The 16,319-nt window shown below is 29.4% G+C and carries 19 protein-coding genes and 1 pseudogene; 5 read left to right on the top strand and 15 right to left on the bottom strand.

Translation table 11 applies throughout. From position 1 onward, the window contains the following. Window positions 1–29 precede the first annotated feature (29 nt). The 6 genes and pseudogenes from FVE75_RS11835 to FVE75_RS04665 all read right to left on the bottom strand — a co-directional run. Window positions 30–395: pseudogene (locus FVE75_RS11835) on the bottom strand (DKNYY domain-containing protein); the annotation flags it as partial. Beyond that, window positions 368–499 carry a hypothetical protein gene (locus FVE75_RS11675; protein WP_269472165.1) on the bottom strand — a complete coding sequence of 44 codons (132 nt, stop codon included), beginning with the start codon at window positions 497–499 and terminating at the stop codon, window positions 368–370. The gene FVE75_RS11675 and the pseudogene FVE75_RS11835, both read right to left, overlap by 28 nt. 36 nt (window positions 500–535) lie before the next feature. Continuing rightward, the gene (locus tag FVE75_RS04680; RefSeq protein WP_021744537.1) at window positions 536–877 is read right to left on the bottom strand and encodes a histidine triad nucleotide-binding protein; all 342 of its coding nucleotides are present in this window, start codon (window positions 875–877) and stop codon (window positions 536–538) included. A gap of 122 nt (window positions 878–999) precedes the next feature. Then, the gene (gene rpiB / locus FVE75_RS04675) at window positions 1,000–1,428 is read right to left on the bottom strand and encodes a ribose 5-phosphate isomerase B (protein WP_147005461.1); all 429 of its coding nucleotides are present in this window, start codon (window positions 1,426–1,428) and stop codon (window positions 1,000–1,002) included. A 103-nt stretch (window positions 1,429–1,531) separates the two neighbouring features. Next, window positions 1,532–1,939 (bottom strand): acyl-CoA thioesterase, encoded by a 408-nt coding sequence (locus FVE75_RS04670; RefSeq protein WP_147005460.1) that lies wholly within the window; start codon window positions 1,937–1,939, stop codon window positions 1,532–1,534. Window positions 1,940–2,088: 149 nt separating this feature from the next. Continuing rightward, a complete protein-coding gene (locus FVE75_RS04665) occupies window positions 2,089–2,331 on the bottom strand; it encodes a KH domain-containing protein (protein WP_026749234.1) in 243 nt (80 codons plus the stop codon). Between the two features lie 205 nt (window positions 2,332–2,536). Here FVE75_RS04665 and FVE75_RS04660 point away from each other — a divergent pair, with 205 nt between their 5' ends. Both FVE75_RS04660 and FVE75_RS04655 read left to right on the top strand, forming a co-directional pair. Beyond that, complete coding sequence (locus tag FVE75_RS04660) at window positions 2,537–3,469, top strand: tRNA 2-thiocytidine biosynthesis TtcA family protein (protein WP_172618770.1); 933 nt, start codon at window positions 2,537–2,539, stop codon at window positions 3,467–3,469. Between the two features lie 16 nt (window positions 3,470–3,485). After that, window positions 3,486–3,746: a DUF4911 domain-containing protein gene (locus FVE75_RS04655; protein ID WP_147005459.1), complete on the top strand. Its 261-nt coding sequence runs from the start codon at window positions 3,486–3,488 to the stop codon at window positions 3,744–3,746. 202 nt (window positions 3,747–3,948) lie between these two features. Here FVE75_RS04655 and rsmA read toward each other — a convergent pair whose 3' ends face one another. The 9 genes from rsmA to FVE75_RS04610 all read right to left on the bottom strand — a co-directional run bounded on the left by rsmA (window position 3,949) and on the right by FVE75_RS04610 (window position 13,802). Continuing rightward, on the bottom strand, window positions 3,949–4,797 hold the full coding sequence (gene rsmA, locus FVE75_RS04650) for a 16S rRNA (adenine(1518)-N(6)/adenine(1519)-N(6))-dimethyltransferase RsmA (RefSeq protein ID WP_147005458.1): 849 nt from the start codon (window positions 4,795–4,797) through the stop codon (window positions 3,949–3,951). Between the two features lie 228 nt (window positions 4,798–5,025). Next, window positions 5,026–5,580, bottom strand: coding sequence for a hypoxanthine phosphoribosyltransferase (gene hpt, locus FVE75_RS04645; protein ID WP_147005457.1), 555 nt, complete (start codon window positions 5,578–5,580; stop codon window positions 5,026–5,028). A 698-nt stretch (window positions 5,581–6,278) separates the two neighbouring features. Then, entirely contained in the window at window positions 6,279–6,623 is a 345-nt protein-coding gene (gene rplT / locus FVE75_RS04640) for a 50S ribosomal protein L20 (RefSeq protein WP_015769536.1), read from the bottom strand. Window positions 6,624–6,829: 206 nt separating this feature from the next. After that, on the bottom strand, window positions 6,830–7,036 hold the full coding sequence (gene rpmI, locus FVE75_RS04635) for a 50S ribosomal protein L35 (RefSeq protein ID WP_026746377.1): 207 nt from the start codon (window positions 7,034–7,036) through the stop codon (window positions 6,830–6,832). 44 nt (window positions 7,037–7,080) lie between these two features. Further along, the gene (infC, locus tag FVE75_RS04630) at window positions 7,081–7,614 is read right to left on the bottom strand and encodes a translation initiation factor IF-3 (RefSeq protein WP_021744546.1); all 534 of its coding nucleotides are present in this window, start codon (window positions 7,612–7,614) and stop codon (window positions 7,081–7,083) included. A 411-nt stretch (window positions 7,615–8,025) separates the two neighbouring features. Then, complete coding sequence (locus FVE75_RS04625) at window positions 8,026–8,430, bottom strand: type II toxin-antitoxin system PemK/MazF family toxin (RefSeq protein ID WP_147005456.1); 405 nt, start codon at window positions 8,428–8,430, stop codon at window positions 8,026–8,028. A gap of 327 nt (window positions 8,431–8,757) precedes the next feature. Further along, window positions 8,758–11,064: an AAA family ATPase gene (locus tag FVE75_RS04620; RefSeq protein ID WP_147005455.1), complete on the bottom strand. Its 2,307-nt coding sequence runs from the start codon at window positions 11,062–11,064 to the stop codon at window positions 8,758–8,760. Between the two features lie 148 nt (window positions 11,065–11,212). Then, window positions 11,213–12,961 (bottom strand): hypothetical protein, encoded by a 1,749-nt coding sequence (locus FVE75_RS04615; RefSeq protein ID WP_147005454.1) that lies wholly within the window; start codon window positions 12,959–12,961, stop codon window positions 11,213–11,215. Further along, on the bottom strand, window positions 12,954–13,802 hold the full coding sequence (locus FVE75_RS04610) for a WYL domain-containing protein (RefSeq protein WP_147005453.1): 849 nt from the start codon (window positions 13,800–13,802) through the stop codon (window positions 12,954–12,956). The genes FVE75_RS04615 and FVE75_RS04610 overlap by 8 nt, the downstream gene beginning before the upstream one ends. Before the next feature lie 327 nt (window positions 13,803–14,129). On the opposite strand from FVE75_RS04610, the gene FVE75_RS04605 reads away from it, so the two are divergent. The 3 genes from FVE75_RS04605 to FVE75_RS04595 are packed head-to-tail and all read left to right on the top strand — an operon-like array spanning window position 14,130 to window position 16,248. Continuing rightward, window positions 14,130–14,801: an ATP-binding cassette domain-containing protein gene (locus FVE75_RS04605; protein WP_147005452.1), complete on the top strand. Its 672-nt coding sequence runs from the start codon at window positions 14,130–14,132 to the stop codon at window positions 14,799–14,801. Continuing rightward, window positions 14,798–15,454 (top strand): methionine ABC transporter permease, encoded by a 657-nt coding sequence (locus FVE75_RS04600; RefSeq protein ID WP_147005451.1) that lies wholly within the window; start codon window positions 14,798–14,800, stop codon window positions 15,452–15,454. The genes FVE75_RS04605 and FVE75_RS04600 overlap by 4 nt, the downstream gene beginning before the upstream one ends. Next, window positions 15,454–16,248: a MetQ/NlpA family ABC transporter substrate-binding protein gene (locus FVE75_RS04595; protein WP_147005450.1), complete on the top strand. Its 795-nt coding sequence runs from the start codon at window positions 15,454–15,456 to the stop codon at window positions 16,246–16,248. The genes FVE75_RS04600 and FVE75_RS04595 overlap by 1 nt, the downstream gene beginning before the upstream one ends. The last annotated feature ends 71 nt before the right edge of the window (window positions 16,249–16,319 follow it).

Below are 16,319 nucleotides of genomic sequence, written 5' to 3'. Positions count from 1 at the left end.
GACAAAATTACTCCACCATAATAAATATTATGTTTATCTTTTGAATATTCATCATCCAGTACTTCAAAAGTATCTACATCCTCAATTTCATTAAGTTCATCTAATCCTTTTAAATCATATATTTTACCATTATTTCTAAAATATACTATTTTATCCTTATTTTTATAAAATTTAAAATCTTTTGGATTTATTTTTACTTTTTGGCTATACCAATAAAAGTTATCTTTATCTCTTCCAATATTTTCCCCAACTGCCTGAAATGTTTTAAAATCTGCATTTTCTAGTTTTCCGTCTCCATAAAAAACATTTTTATTATCTTTCCCATAAATCCTATTCAGCTCTACAAATGTCTTAAAATCGGCATCATTTACCTTTTTCTCATCTGTCTGCCATATTTCATCCTTATAGTAAACAGCATTATCTTTTTTATATATTCAGCCATTCCTAGATTTGCCACAAGAAAAATGAATATCACAATTTTAGAAAGTCTACTTTTCATGCACTTCCTCCATAGTTTTAGAAAATTTGACTGTTTCTATTTCAATGTAACTGGTAATTTTTCTCCACCTAAAATATGGTAATGAATATGATAAACTTCCTGTCCGCCATTGTCCCCAATATTAGTTATAACTCTATATCCATCTTTATCCAATTCCAGAATTCTAGCCACTTTTGCCACAGTTAACTGCAATTTACCAAGCAGTAAAGCATCTTCCTCAGTCGCCGCATCCAAATTTTTAATTTCCTTTTTTGGAATTACAAGCACATGAACTTTTGCCGCTGGATTTATATCATGAAAAGCCAGAAACTCCTCGTCTTCATATACAATATTTGCTGGTATTTCCTTATCTATTATCTTTTTAAAAATTGTTGACATAAAAATCACTCCTTTATTTTATAATAATATTTATTTTGCTAAGCCTTAGTAATTTCGAAAAAAGTCTAACAAATATTTAACGATAAAATTTTAATTAGAATCTTTATAATATATTTTCTAAATTATAATTCTATTTTTCCGACTCTTTTAGCATGTCTGCCACCTTCAAACTCTGTATTTACAAATGCTTCAACACATGCTAATCCCAAATCTTCTCCTAAAACTCTAGCTCCTAATGCTATTATATTTGCGTTATTGTGAAGCCTTGAAAGTTTTGCTGTATACTCGTTGTGGCAAAGAGCCGCACGAATTCCTTTTATTTTATTTGCAGCAATAGAAATACCTATTCCAGTCCCACAAATCAAAATTCCAAAATTAACTTCCTCATCCAAAACTTTTTTACTAACTTCCTTAGCAATATCAGGATAATCAACTGAATCTAAAGTATCAGTTCCCACATTCACAATTTCATATCCCTTGCTTCTAAGTTCCTTCATCATTTTATTTTTAAATTCTACCCCTGCATGATCATTTCCAATCGCTATTTTCATTTTTAATACCTCTTTTATTTTTATGATTTATAATAAATTTATTTCATAATTTTAATTTTATTTCACAAAATTATTTTAATAACACTATAAATATTACAAATGGTTATTTAATGAGTTTTTCCAGCAATTCATTTGAAATTCTTTTTAATTTTCCTTTTTCATCCACGAAAACATTTACAGTTTCAGCCTTTGCCTTTAAAACTCCGTCTGAATTGTACATTTCATAAGAAAATCTGATTTTAATATTGTTTATTTCTTCAATTTTCACAGAAACTTCAATTTCTTCATCGTATTTTGCAGAATTAATATATTCAATATTTAGTGTCTTTACTGGTAAAATAAATCCCATATCTTCCATATTTTTATATGGAAAGACATCCCTAAAATACTCAGTCCGTGCCATTTCCATCCATTTTAGATAGTTTGAATGGTACACAACTCCCATCTTATCAGTATCGTAATAATAAACCCGAAGTTTAAAGCTCTTCTTTTTCAAATCAGAAGTTTTCATAAATCCGCTCCTTGATTAATATAAAAATTTTAGTTATTTATAAAGTTCTGTTAATACAGTATTTTTTGACTTTTTTTATATTTTATATAATTATTTCTAACTATTTGCTACCATATAAATACTGACATCATTTTAACAAATTTTTAAACTTACATTTCCTTAACTTCGATTTTTACACTTTTTCTATCTTTTTTTGCAACTGAAGACATTAGAACTCTAAGTGCTGTAATAATTCTTCCATTTTTTCCAATAACTTTTCCCATGTCATCTTTTGTAACGTTAATCGTAATATCTACAAACTTACCTTTTTCGTTACTTTCAATAGTATAGCTTTCAGTCGAATCCAATAAATTTTCAACCCAAAAATCCACAGTTTCAAAATATTTGCTCATTTTATTTCTTTCCTCCACTTTTTTATTTAAAATTTTATTTTCTTAAAGTTATTATATCATAATTTCAATATTCTTATCAAATTTTGTTTTCAAATTTTTTATCAAAAAATATAGCAATCCTAGTTTAAAATGAAACTACTTGACAATCTTCTAAAAACTTGATACAGTCTATAAAGACACAAATTTTAAAAGGAGTTATAAATTAATGAATTTAGAAAACATCGAAAACGAATTCGATAATGGAAATACAATAAATAATGAAACAAATACTGACAACATTGCTTCTACTTCTCTCGGAAGTGCAGTTTGTGAAACGATTTTACCGTCTGTTCCACTTCAGCCACTGGAAACTATTGAAAAAAGTATTCAAAAAAAATATCGTTCAGCACTTTGGACACCTTTTGTGAGAGCTTTAAAGGAATTTGAAATGGTAAAAGATGGCGACAAGATTGCAGTTGCTATTTCTGGAGGTAAAGACAGCCTTTTGCTTTCAAAACTGTTTCAGGAACTGAAAAGAGCCAGCAGAACTAACTTTGAGTTAGTGTTTATCTCGATGAACCCTGGATTTAACCCTGTTAATCTGAATAATTTGAAAAAAAATCTAGAACATCTGAATATTCCGTGTGAAATTTATAATGATAATATTTTTGAAATTGCAGAAAAGATTGCAAAAGACTATCCTTGCTATATGTGTGCCAAAATGCGTCGCGGAAGCCTTTACACAAAAGCAACTTCGCTTGGGTGCAACAAACTAGCACTTGGGCATCATTTTGACGATGTTATCGAAACCACTCTAATGAGTATGTTTTATATGGGAAAATTTGAAACAATGCTGCCAAAACTAAAGTCCGATAATTTTGAGATAGAATTAATTCGTCCATTATTTTATGTAGAAGAAAAAGCAATTATAAAATGGGTACGAAACAATGGAATCTTACCAATGAACTGCGGCTGTACTGTAGCTGCTGAAAAGACTTCCAGCAAACGCCGTGAAACCAAGGACTTAATTGCACAGCTTGTAAAAACTAATCCTGATATAAAAAAACGCATAGTTCAATCAACACAAAATGTAAATTTGGAAAAAATATTAGGCTGGAAAGACTCTGACGGAAAATATTCATACTTAGACAAGTTTTAAAAGAAAGGATAAAAATATGAACAAAAATAAAAAAGAGATGAAAAGCTGGGAATACATTATTCAAACAAAAAAAGAACATATCGACTTTATCAATAAAATCATAGAAGCATACGATGGATTAGGAAATGTAAGAACTCTTGACAATCAGAACGGTTTAATAAAAATTCTCACAAATTCTTATTTTTTAAATGATATGGATAACGCAATCGAAACATTAAAGCAAAAAAATATCGAAATAGAAATTCTAGAAAAAAGAGAATGGCTTGGAGTGTTATAATTCCAAGCCTTTTCATTTACAAATTATCGTGAATTTACTTACTAATATTCTGCTCTTGTTTTAAACTAAAATTTTATAAAATAAAATTACAATTATAGTAAAACTGCTTTAAAACTAAACTCAAAAAGCTATGACTATTTTACTCAAACCCTAAATCTATATAATTTTTAGTAGTTTAATTTTAAATAGGTTTGAGTATAATTTATTTTTCTAAAATCTCAATAAAATCAATAAACTCCTGAACAGAAAACTCTTCAGTCCGTGCAAGCCTTGTCTTTCCAACTTTCTCTAGCGCTGCTCCAACTACATCCTTTGAAAATCCTAATTTTGTTAAATTGTTAGCAATACTCTTTCGTTTATTGGAAAATGCTTCTTTTAAATATTTAAAATATTTTTCTTCTGAAATCTGACTTTCATATCTTTTATCTTTCAAAATTTTTATTCCTAAAAATGCTGAGTCAACTTTTGGAACAGGATCAAATTTTTCCTTCGGTACAGTAAACAGATATTCCGCTTCAGCGTAAAATTGAACTGCGTGTGTAAGCAGACTCATATTTTTGGTATGAGGCCGGGAGGCAATTCGCTCTGCCACTTCCTTTTGTACCATCAAATAAATTTCATCAATATTCTCACGGTATTCCAAAAGTTTGTTAATAATCGGCGAAGTTATATAATACGGAATATTTGCCACAACTTTAACATTTTTCTTAGCTTCAAAAAATTTTTCCAAATCTGCTTCCATAAAATCCTGATGAATCAACTTAAAATTTTGCTTGTTTTCAAATTTTTTATTCAAAAACGGTACCAAGTCATCATCTATCTCAAAAGCAGTCAAAAATTTAGAATTTTCAATCAATTTTTCTGTCAAAAATCCCAACCCTGGTCCTATTTCCAAAACTTCTGTTTCCTCATCTATATTTGCTATGTCTAAAATTTCATCTGATAAATTGCTGTCACTTAAAAAATTTTGTCCATATTTCTTTTTAGCCTTATGATTTTCATTCTCAAAGTTTTTGTTCTTTTTATGATGTTTTTCTTTATTTCTTTTCAATATTTCTCCTCATTTAATAAATATACTTATTCGTAAAAGTCTAAATTCTCTAATAGTTAAAATGGTCTTACAATTCTAATTTTTACTATTTTTCTTAAGCATTTTTACAATAAAATTTTAATATTTTAGATAAAAATATTATATTTATTGAATCTTTGTATTATTACTTTTATAATTGCCTATCATAAATTTCAAAATTAAATCCTAATAAAAAGATTAATTTTAAATCTATTCAAAAACCGATGGCTCAGCAATCCCTACATATTCAAGATTTCTATAATTTTCATTAAAGTCAAGTCCATATCCTACAACAAATTCATTTGGAATTTCAAAACCAACATATTGCACATCAACTTCCACTTCTCTTCTTTCAGGCTTGTCCAAAAGCGTGCATAGTGAAACTTTCTTAGGGTTTCTACTTCCTAAAAGCTGTAATACTTTTTTTAACGTAAATCCTGAATCAATAATATCTTCTACAACTAACACATTTTTACCGCTAATTGTACTTCTTAAATCCTTCAAAATCTTAACTTCCCTAGAACTTTGAGTTCCTTCTCCATAACTAGAAGCCTCTATAAAATCAATTTCAAGCGGTAATCTTATTTCTCTAATCAAATCAGCCATAAACACAATCGATCCTTTTAAAAGCCCAATAACTATCAATGGCTCACTTTCATTTTTAAAATCCTCTGTAATTTGTGTTCCCAGCTCTTTTAATCTTTTCTGAATTTCTTCTTTTGTAATCAACTGTTTTTTTATTCCAAATTCAACATTTTTTTTCATCAGTTTTCCTCCATAATTAATTTTTATATGACTTAATTTCTCTTAAACTTTATTTTACCTCGATTTTCAATAATTACAACCATAATTTAAATTTATTTAAATCAATCTCAAGAATTAAAAATAAATATTTTTTAAAAACTTCAAAAATATTTTAAAATTATTTAATTTTTAGTATTGACTTTTTTAACTTTCGTGCTATAATAATAATGTCAAAAGGAAGTTAATTAATAATTAACAACCATTTGGCTATATAGGGAAATTTGTTTTTTTGAATAAAAGACCATTTTATGAGATAGCCCAAAAAAACATTATTTATTTAATTTCCCTATATAAAAAGGGCTATCTCATAATCCACAATTTATCTATTTTACAAGGTTTATAAGTATAGCCTTTTCTAATCAAATCTAATTCATTTTTAATTACAATTATTAAATATCTTAAATTTTAATATTACAATTTTTATTTAAAACATTTATAATTAAAAAATTTTTCATATAATTATTCTTTGAAATATTTTTCAAACAAAATTTCATTAAAATAAAAGAAACTGTGTTTCTGTGTATCATAAATATCAATTATTTGAATTATTTTAACTTTTATTGTAAAAAAATACGATATATAATCTTCTAATTTTAAAAATACCCAAATAGCTTATTTTATTAAAAATTACCATTTGAGTATTGATTTGTTATTTATTTCTATTTAACTTTTTCTACTAATTTTGCAAATTCAGCAGGATTATTTAATGCTAAGTCTGCTAAAACTTTTCTATCAAGTTCAATTCCAGCTTTTTTAAGTCCGTTCATCAATCTTGAATAAGAAATTCCGTTTAATCTTGCAGCAGCGTTAATTCTGATAATCCATAATTCACGCATTTTTCTTTTTTTCAATTTTCTATGTTCAGTTGCGTAAGCCATAGCTTTTTTAACTGCTTCATTAGCTTTTTTATAATTTGTTTTTATGGCTCCTCTATAACCTTTTGCTTCTTTTAAAACTTTTTTATGTCTTTTTCTTCTAACTATTCCTGTTTTTACTCTTGGCATCTTCTTTCCTCCTTGATATTTTAGCCGTTTTTTGTTCTTTATATTTAATATTCAGAACTAACTTTTGTCAATTTTTAATTTTGATTTTTTAATAAAAAGCTGTTAATTGTTATTCTAAAACTGCTTTTTTTAACTTTACTTTTAAATAAAAGTAATAAATTTGTTAAATTGCTTTTTTAAAAATAATTTTAAAGTAATTACTTAAACTATCTTCCTTCTTGTCCAGCCAATGCTTTTTTGATTTTTCTTTCAGCACCTTTTGGAGCGATTGCGTCTTGTCCTAGACGTTTCTTTCTTTTATGAGTCTTTTTAGTCAAGATATGGCTCTTTCCTGAGTGTCTTATAGAAATTTTTCCACTTCCTGTAACTTTAACTCTTTTTTTTGTTCCTTTATGTGTTTTCATTTTTGGCATTTTCTTTCCTCCTAAATCACTTTTCACTTTTTTAAATTTTGCCTTTATTTTTTAGGCGATAATAAAATAAATTTTTGAACCTGTTCTTTTCCGTATTTTTTCTCAACTGTTGCAGTTTCTTCAAAATGACTTGCAAACTCGTCTAATACTTTAATAGCAGATTCTGCATGTAATCTTTCTCTACCTGTAAGTCTTAGGCTGACTTTTACCTTATGCTCCTTGGCTATAAATTTTTCAATTTGAGAAATTTTTGTTTCTTTATCATGCTCGTCAATATGAGGTTTAATTCTAATCTCTTTAATAACGACATTTTTTTGTTTTTTCTTATTTTCCTTGTCTTTCTTCGTTTTCTCATACTTGAATTTTCCATAGTCCATGATTTTGCATACAGGCGGTGTTGCATTTGGTGAAATTTCAACTAAGTCCAATTCTTTTTCTGCCGCAAGTGCTAACGCATCTCTAGCTGACATTACTCCAAACTGTTCTCCATCATCACCAACAACCCTAATTTCTCTTGCCCTAATTCGCTCGTTCATTCTTGGCTCATCAGATCGGTTATTTCCTCTTATAAAAAACACCTCCTAGTTTTTTTACAATAAAAAAACAAGATATAAGAAACCTTGCTCAATAGTTATCATATAAATAAATCCTATAACAAAATCAGTATAATAAAAATACTTATTTCATTATAAAATATCAAATAACTAATACCCAACTCATCTTAAAAATAGAACTCATTATTCTATTTTTATTTGGAAAATCAATCCAAAATCTAAATGTATTTGATGGAAAGGTGAGAAACAATGTTTCTACTTCTAATTTAATTACTAAAATAGTTTATCATATTTATTTTTATTTTGCAAGGAAATTTTGAAAATTTTTTCCATTTCTTGTCCTTGACATTTTATGAAATTATAATATAATTAGTTTAACAAGATAACTTGTGAAGGATTAGTGCTGGGTTCCTGGATAGGAGTAGGATTAAAATCTTAGAATTCCTTTGCCCCTGAGGTTATCTTTTTTAATTTTTCCATATCTAATTCTAAATGTTTAAAAAATTTATGAAAAGCCACTTTTAATCTATTAGCATCCTCTTCATCTAAACTATATTTTTTACTGCCTAGTAATCTTTTTATACTTACTTCTCGAATTTTCCTAAGTTGTATGAATGCTTTTTTAGCACTTGGATTATTTTGATATTTTTCACAAATAACAGTAATCCCTCCTCTATATCTTTTATTTCTTTTTTTACTCGTCATCGGTGCAACAAGAAATGTTTTATCAGAACTTGACATTTTGGTTAATACTAAACCATAATGCTTATTTGATAATTCTCCACCCTCATTTATTTTAAAGTCTATCAAGTAAACACCAAAAACCTCACATTTTGTCATATTATATTCCCCCTCTTAAAAAAATTAGGTATATCTTTTGGATATACCTTCGGTAGTCCTTAACGAATAAGGCTCTTAATCTTTTATTACCATTCTTTCCTTAAATAAATAAGGCTTTAATGTAAATAAATTATAATACATATCAAATATTTTGTCAATTACATTTTTTAACTTTTTTTAATAAATCTCAAAACCTCGCCGCTACTAAGGGAATCGAATTTTCTTTCTCTTCCTCCGGGTACTAAGATGTTTCAGTTCTCCGGGTGTGCCTTCTGATATGCTATGTATTCAAAAGAACCCCCTATTTAAAAGTAAAAATTATAAAAATTAAATTGTTCTAACTATACGAAAACCACAACTATAATTAATTGTAAAATTAATGTAACCATTGTCATCTCGATAAAACAATTTATTCTCTTCAGGAGTGTAATGAACATATCGGCACGAACCTCCTCTTATTCTTCTTTCAGTTTCTGTTTCATCATATATATATGGAGTATTTTCAGATATATATCCATCACTATTTGTATCATAGCACCATTCCCATACGTTTCCACTACAGTCATAAAGTCCCAATTGATTTGGCTTCTTTGTTCCTACATCATGAGTTTGCTCTCCTGAATTTTCATGATGCCAAGCAACTTCATCTAAATTATTACTACCCGAATAATCATAATTAAATGTCCCATCTTGTATCGCAACTTCTCCACCTCTTGCAAACCATTCCCATTCAACTTCTGTTGGCAATCTAAATCCTTCTGTTTTTTTAAAATCTGCTATATTCGGATACACTGATTTTCCTCCGAGTTGATTTATCTTTATACTCTGATTTTCATTGAAAGTACTAAAATCATAAACTGGTTTCAATCCATATTTTTCACTTAAGTTATTACAGTATATCAAAGCTTCAAGCCAAGATACTTTTTCAACTGGACGTCTTCCACCTTTAAATTCTGATGGATTATTCTCCATTACTTCCATCCACATATCTTGTGTTGTCTGATATTTACAAACTTCTAAATTGCAAACTTCTCTTTCTTCGTTAAAGAATGATGGTGTGTATTTTCCTCCATTTACTATAACCATATCTTTGAATGTCGGTCTTCCAGCTATTCTTTTACCTTTTTTTATTTTTTGAGAAGCTGATTTTATTTTGAATTTTTTATAGCTTTTTTTCAAAATATCTATTTTATCTGATAAAATATTCGATAAAGAATCTATACTTTTAGTTGCTTCTAATAAATTATTTGTTGTAATTTTCTTTTCTTCTTCATTTTCAGTTTCTAGTATAAATTTGTTTTCAACTGCGTTTTTGACGATTTCTTCTATATCAGCACCGCAGTAGCCTTCTGTTTCTTCTGCCAGTTCCTTTAAATTTATATCATCTGACATTTTTCCTCTTTTTTCAAGGTGAATTTCAAATATTCTTTCTCTTTCTTCCTCGTTCGGGAAATCTATGAAAAATACTTCATCAAATCGCCCTTTTCTTAAAAATTCTGGCGGAAAGGCTGTTATATCGTTGGCTGTTGCTACTACGAATACTGTGTTTTCCTTTTCCTGTAACCAAGTCAAAAATTGTCCAAATAGACGTTTTGTTATGTCGCTCGCTCCACCGTTTTGATCTATTCCTGCAAATGCTTTTTCTATCTCATCTATCCATAAAATGCACGGACTTATTGATTCTGCTGTTTTTAGTGCCACTCTCATATTATGTTCTGATTCTCCAACGTATTTTCCCAAAAGTCTTCCTATATCCAGCCTTAATAACGGAACGTTAAACAATCTTGCACTTGCTTTTGCTGCCAAACTTTTACCACAGCCTGGCATTCCCACAAGCAGTACCCCTTTTGGCGTATCCACTCCAAATTTTTTGGCTTCATCCAGCCTTCTAAATACTTGTGCCTTAGAACTTAACCATTCTTTCAGTCCTTCAAGCCCACCAATTTCTTCTATTTTTTCCTTAAAATCAATAATTTCCAAAATTGAAGACTTTTTAATTATTTGTCCTTTCTCACGAATTATTATATCTCTTCCCGAAATTGAAATATTATTTTTAGATTCAATTATCATATTCAGAACGTGATCTATTTCCAGTTTTGTCAACCCTTTTAACGAAATTGCAACTTCCCCAACATCATTTTTATCCACATTCACATTATTTTCTTTAGCAAAGTTCCAAATGTATTTTTCAATCTCGTCTTTTGTCATGTTTGGAATGTCGAGTATCGAAGTAAATTTTTCCAAATCCTTCGGTACTGTTTCTGCTTCTGTTACTACAATTACTGTAAAATTATAATCTGAATTTGAATATCTAGTTTCTGCTATTTTCTTTATAAGTGCAATATTCTTTGCGTCTTTCATTTCTTCTTCTGCATTCTTAATTATCAAAAACACATTAGTTTTCACACCTTCAGAAAATAAAATATTTAAAAAACTGTACAAATCCATAATCTCATCACTTTTAATCTTCGTTTCAAAATTCACAGCTCCAAAGGCTCTATATTCAAAAATTGCCTTATTTTCATATTCTTTAGTTGCTTCTGTTACAATTGTGTCAACTTCCTTGTAATCTCCACTGTGTACCCAAATTATAGGTCTTCTTGCCCTTAAATACTTTGATAAATTTGTTTCCATTTTTCCTCCTAATTTTTATTTATTTTTAAATTTTTTATAAAAACACTCGAATTCATCTAAAATTAAACTGATAAAAACTAAATAAACCTATCATTACAAAGTATAATTATAATTTTTTAACTTCAATTTTAAAATGATATTATTATTTTTACCAACCAAATAATCCTCCAATAAAACTTCCCACTGCACCAACTGCTGAACTTATGGCACTTCCTACCGCTTTTACACCTGAAACTACTGCTGTCCCAACTGCTTTCACTCCTTCCCATGCTCCTTTTGCAACGCTTTTTACTGCCTCTGTCCCTTTTTTTACTATTTCAGTTGATCCATCAATTACAGGTTTTGCAATAGTTCCCACTCCTTTGGCTATCGCTCCGCCAACTTTACTTCCCACTATTCCACATACTGCTCCTGCCGCAAGTGCCACTGCTCCACCAACAACTGCTCCTGCAACTCCCAATGCTCCCAGCCCAATTGCTCCAGCCACTGCCATTCCACCTATAAAGCCAGCATTTGAAGCAACTATCGCTCCATAAGCAGAACCCACTGATGTTCCTACCCTTTTTGTAGCTTCTCCTAGACTTATTTCATCCGAACCTAGTTTAAATGCCGTTCCTATAATATCCATTGAAGATGCCGCAACTGCTCCAACTGCATTATTATTTGCTAAAACTCCAGCAAAGACTTTTGGCACAACATTCTTTTCAACTGCAACCCTTATTCCACCTGCAACTGCTGTTGAAAGTCCCATTGAAGTTCCAGTCTTCACTCCAGCCTCAATTACTTCAGCAACTTCCACTTTTTCACCAGAAACGATTTTCACTCCAACATCCATTGCCATTCCGATACCAATTCCTATAGTTCCATTGATTACAGCCTGTTTTCCTAGTTGTTTGCTTATTGCAAGAGCGTCCACATCTTTTTCAAAACTGAATTTTACTGCTTCTTTGTCGCCAGACTGGTATTTTTCCTGAATATTTTTTATTTCTTCCTTGCTTATATTTTTACTTTCCACTTCTCCAAATTTCATCTTATCTACTGCATTTGGAATATCTCCAGTCTGATCTGACGGAACTAATTTTGACTGAAATTTATATTTGTAGCCTTGCTGTCTGTCATAAAATGATTTTGCAGTTTCATTGGCATTTTTATAGGCTTTTGCCTGATATTTTCTTACAATCTTGCCAGAATCTTCTATTGTCATATCAACCGAATTTTTTCCATAAGTCTCGCCTATTTCTGGCTTTAGTGCCTTTGCATAGTAGTTTTTTTCTTTAACTGCCGCATCTATATTGAACGTTCCAGCGTGATGTTCTTCAAATATAAATCCATCTAAATTAGGATTTTGGCTTATTTCTCCAGCTTTAGTTGTAAGTGCTGACAAAATTTCCTCATTTGACTTGCCTATAGCTAAATTTACATTATCAACATAAACATTTGCTTTAGCTGCACTTAATGTGCTTGCCACTACTTGTGAATCATTTATTGCAGCCGCTTCATATATCATTGCCTCATTGTAATTTGCTAAAATTTCACTGCTTTCCTTCATATTCTTGATAATTTGCCGTCTATCCACAACTTCCGCATTTATTACATCTTCCGAAATTTTATCCAGTATCACATCTCCCACATAATCACTGCTACTTATCCCAACTTTTTGATATTTTTCCACTTCCTTTTTCTTGTCAAAATAAATTTCAACTCCCGCCATAAGTTCATCAGCCATTTTTTCTATTTTCTGTATATTTTTATCAGCAAGTTCATTTTGCAATTCAAAAATTAACCAGCTTCTCAAATCCTTTTTATTTTCACTTTTTTCATTTTGAGCATAACTTTTTAAAAATTTTTTGATAATTTCCTCTGTTTTTCTCCTTCTGCTCCCTCTTAATCTAAACATTTTCTTCCTCCTTATTTTCATATATTTCTATTGTTCTTTTAAGTTCATTTTTTAATTTTTCCTGTAATTCAATTGGTTCTAAAATTTTTACATTTGAAAAAAATTGTGCAAAATATACCAATGCAAGTTTGTTATCACATTCAAAGATATAAATCTCATCCTTCTTATTTAAAAGTCTAGGTCTGTTTGTCAAAACTTTTTCATATAATTCCACTCCTTTTTCTGTAAATTCAACTTTAACTGTGTTCTTATACGATAGAAACGGATCAAAATTTTTATACACGTCATCAATATATTTTTTATCTTTTATGTCAATATTTTCATTTGTAAACCACACTTCTTCTATTTCAGAAACTCTGTAATTCCTATAATCATTATTCTTTTCACAGTAGCAGAACAAATAAGATCTGTTTTCATCATCTGCCACTTTTACAAAATACGGATTTACTAACCTTATATATTTGTGATATTTTATTTTTATCTTTCTCTTACCCTGTATTCCTTCCTTAATTTTTCTAAAAATCTTTTCAAATAATATTTCTTCACGTCTATATCGTAAATTATTAATATACGTAAAAATTATATTTCTCCAATATTCAGCCTCAGTTTCAACTCTGCTTCTAACAAAAGTATCCATAAAAATTTCATCATTATTTTTATTCAAGTTAAACTGCAGCACTTCTCCTGAAAAGTTTCCCAATTCCACTTTATTTAAATTTTTGTCCATATAATATTTAAAAATTATGTTCCCTATCCTCCCCACAGGTATTTTAAAATACTCCGAATCACTTTTTATAATTTCATTCATAAAATCCGAAATTGTAACTCTAACCTTCTTCATAGCCAATCTCCTAAAACAATACTTTTTTAAACTTCCAAATCTAATTTTAAGTTATTTCCCCAAAATTTAATTTTAATTTTTTTATTTCTATACAAATTATATCTAATCTCAAATATAAATTCAAGGAAATATTTGTTTTTAATTTTTGTTCCCCTAAAAAATAGAAAACGCTGAAAATATCGAAAAAAACCAATTAATTTTAATTATTTCTGTTCCTCAAAGCAGAATTCACTTTTTTCCAAACAATATTCCCTTATTTTAAAAAATATGATATAATTTTGAAGTTATTACATTTTAAAATTAAATACAAAAATAATTGGAGGTGAGATGGTAGAACTTAGAGATATTGAAAAAAATTATACTAATTTTGATTTGAAAATAAATTTGAAGATTAACAAAGGGGAAATCTTTGGATTAATCGGGCAGTCAGGAAGTGGAAAATCAACGATTTTGAGGATTGTTCAAGGGCTTTTGAAGGCTGATAAAGGAGAAATTAATATTGCAAAGAATACTGAAATTGCTTATATTTTTCAGGAATTTAATCTTTTGTATAACAAAAATGTCTTTGATAATATTGCTCTTCCGTTGATTTTAAAGAAAAGGTTTTCAGCTGAAAAAGTTGAGGAAGTTTTAAAATTTGTCGGGCTGTCTGATAAGAAAAAATCATTTATTGCTTCCCTTAGCGGCGGCGAAAGGCAGAGAGTAGCTATTGCCCGTGCGTTAGTGATAAATCCGCAATTACTGCTTTGCGATGAAGTTACAGCTTCTTTGGATAAATCTGTAAAAGATGAAATACTTGACTTATTTGAGGAAATAAATAAAAAGTATGGAACGACCATTTTAGTTGTTACTCACGAACTGGAAGTTGTAAAAAGGCTATGCAGCAGGGTAGCTGTTATTGAAAAAGGTAAAATTACAGATATTTTCAATGTTAATCAGAAGGATTATGAAAAATCAAACAAAAGTTATGCCGATTATGTGAGGGAGGTTCTGAAATGATAGATACTGAATTATTAATTGCAATAAAGGACACTTTTATAATGGTTCTTATTCCTACGATATGTGCAGTATTTTTGGGAATTCCTTTAGGAGCGGTTGTATTTTTGACTGATAAAGGCAGCATTAGGGAAAATAAGTTTATAAATATTCCATGCAACATTTATATAAATGTAGTCAGAAGCTTCCCATTTTTAATATTTGTAGTCATATTAATACCTCTCACACGATTAATTTTTGGTACTGCTTTTGGACTGTTTCCTGCAAGTTTTCCAATTTGCTTTGTAGCTGTGGCTTTGTATGCGAGATTTACAGAACAGTCTTTTTATGATGTGAATAGCGGAATAATTGATGCGGCTTTGTCAATGAAGGCAAGTGTATTTCAAATTGTGTGGCATTTTTTGCTTGTTGAATCGAGAAGCAGTCTTGTACTTGGCTTAACTTCGTCAATTATCAGCTTTATCTCATACTCTACTGTTATGGGAGTTGTTGGTGGAGGCGGAATTGGCGACTATGCAATGCGATATGGATACAACGAATACAACTATGCCCTTGTATATAGGGTTGTAACAATAATGATAGTCATTGTATTTTCAATACAGATTATTGGAAACAGAATATCAAAAAATTTAGATAAGAAAAGGAGAATTTACTAATGTCAAAAAAATTATTAATTTCATTAGCTGTAATATGTGTGCTAGTTTTAGCATTTGTTGGAATAAATTTAAAAAAGGATAATGTAATCAGAATTGCTGCGGCTGGATATCCGATGGATGAAATTGTGAAAATAGCGGCTGAAGACTTAAAAAAGGAAGGTTATGATGTAAAAGTTACTGTATTAACAGATTATGTTACTGCAAATGTTGGACTAAATGCCAAAGACTTTGATGCAAACTTTCATCAGCACGAACCATTTATGCAAGTTTTTAATAAAAAAAATAACGGAAAACTTGTAAAAGTTAAAGGGATTTATGATGTTTATGTAGGTTTTTACTCAAAAAAATATAAAAATAAGGCAGAAATTCCAAATGGGGCAAAAGTTGCCATTCCAAACGATGTAACAAATCAGGATAGAGCCTTGAGAATACTTGCAAATGAAGGTTTAATTGAATTGAAGCCAAAAGATGGACTTTACAATTTGAATGATGTCATTAACACTAAGAAAAATCTCAAATTTATGGCAGTTCCTATTCCATCACTAGTGCAGGCATACCAAGAAGCTGACTTGGCATTTAACTGGCCATCACATATGCTAAAAATTGGAGTTCATGTAAAAGATGCCTTATTCATTGAAAAAAATACAAATGGTAAGTACGCTGTAAGCCTTGTGGCAAGAGAAGATAACAAAAACAGTAAAAAAATACAAGATTTGACAAAAGCTATGACTTCTGAAAAAATTAAGAAGTTTATTGAAGAAAAGTATGCTGGACAAGGATTCCCTGTATTTTAAAAGCATTTAACATAAATTCGGTATTTTAATATTTACCGAATTTTTTTATTCAACAATAAAAAAATATGCGA

Origin of the sequence: Leptotrichia hongkongensis (genome assembly GCF_007990635.1) — a bacterium.
GTDB lineage: Bacteria > Fusobacteriota > Fusobacteriia > Fusobacteriales > Leptotrichiaceae > Leptotrichia > Leptotrichia hongkongensis.
The sequence above is the reverse complement of the archived record's forward strand: the minus strand, read 5'-3'. Positions and strand labels throughout refer to the sequence as shown.

Bases quoted from the DNA above. Each gene is read 5' to 3' on its own strand.
- FVE75_RS11675 (WP_269472165.1), bottom strand. From the start codon at position 499: ATGAAAAGTAGACTTTCTAAAATTGTGATATTCATTTTTCTTGTGGCA.
- FVE75_RS04680 (WP_021744537.1), bottom strand. From the start codon at position 877: ATGTCAACAATTTTTAAAAAGATAATAGATAAGGAAATACCAGCAAAT.
- rpiB (WP_147005461.1), bottom strand. From the start codon at position 1,428: ATGAAAATAGCGATTGGAAATGATCATGCAGGGGTAGAATTTAAAAAT.
- FVE75_RS04670 (WP_147005460.1), bottom strand. From the start codon at position 1,939: ATGAAAACTTCTGATTTGAAAAAGAAGAGCTTTAAACTTCGGGTTTAT.
- FVE75_RS04665 (WP_026749234.1), bottom strand. From the start codon at position 2,331: ATGAGCAAATATTTTGAAACTGTGGATTTTTGGGTTGAAAATTTATTG.
- FVE75_RS04660 (WP_172618770.1), top strand. From the start codon at position 2,537: ATGAATTTAGAAAACATCGAAAACGAATTCGATAATGGAAATACAATA.
- FVE75_RS04655 (WP_147005459.1), top strand. From the start codon at position 3,486: ATGAACAAAAATAAAAAAGAGATGAAAAGCTGGGAATACATTATTCAA.
- hpt (WP_147005457.1), bottom strand. From the start codon at position 5,580: ATGAAAAAAAATGTTGAATTTGGAATAAAAAAACAGTTGATTACAAAA.
- rplT (WP_015769536.1), bottom strand. From the start codon at position 6,623: ATGCCAAGAGTAAAAACAGGAATAGTTAGAAGAAAAAGACATAAAAAA.
- rpmI (WP_026746377.1), bottom strand. From the start codon at position 7,036: ATGCCAAAAATGAAAACACATAAAGGAACAAAAAAAAGAGTTAAAGTT.
- FVE75_RS04625 (WP_147005456.1), bottom strand. From the start codon at position 8,430: ATGACAAAATGTGAGGTTTTTGGTGTTTACTTGATAGACTTTAAAATA.
- FVE75_RS04620 (WP_147005455.1), bottom strand. From the start codon at position 11,064: ATGGAAACAAATTTATCAAAGTATTTAAGGGCAAGAAGACCTATAATT.
- FVE75_RS04615 (WP_147005454.1), bottom strand. From the start codon at position 12,961: ATGTTTAGATTAAGAGGGAGCAGAAGGAGAAAAACAGAGGAAATTATC.
- FVE75_RS04610 (WP_147005453.1), bottom strand. From the start codon at position 13,802: ATGAAGAAGGTTAGAGTTACAATTTCGGATTTTATGAATGAAATTATA.
- FVE75_RS04605 (WP_147005452.1), top strand. From the start codon at position 14,130: ATGGTAGAACTTAGAGATATTGAAAAAAATTATACTAATTTTGATTTG.
- FVE75_RS04600 (WP_147005451.1), top strand. From the start codon at position 14,798: ATGATAGATACTGAATTATTAATTGCAATAAAGGACACTTTTATAATG.
- FVE75_RS04595 (WP_147005450.1), top strand. From the start codon at position 15,454: ATGTCAAAAAAATTATTAATTTCATTAGCTGTAATATGTGTGCTAGTT.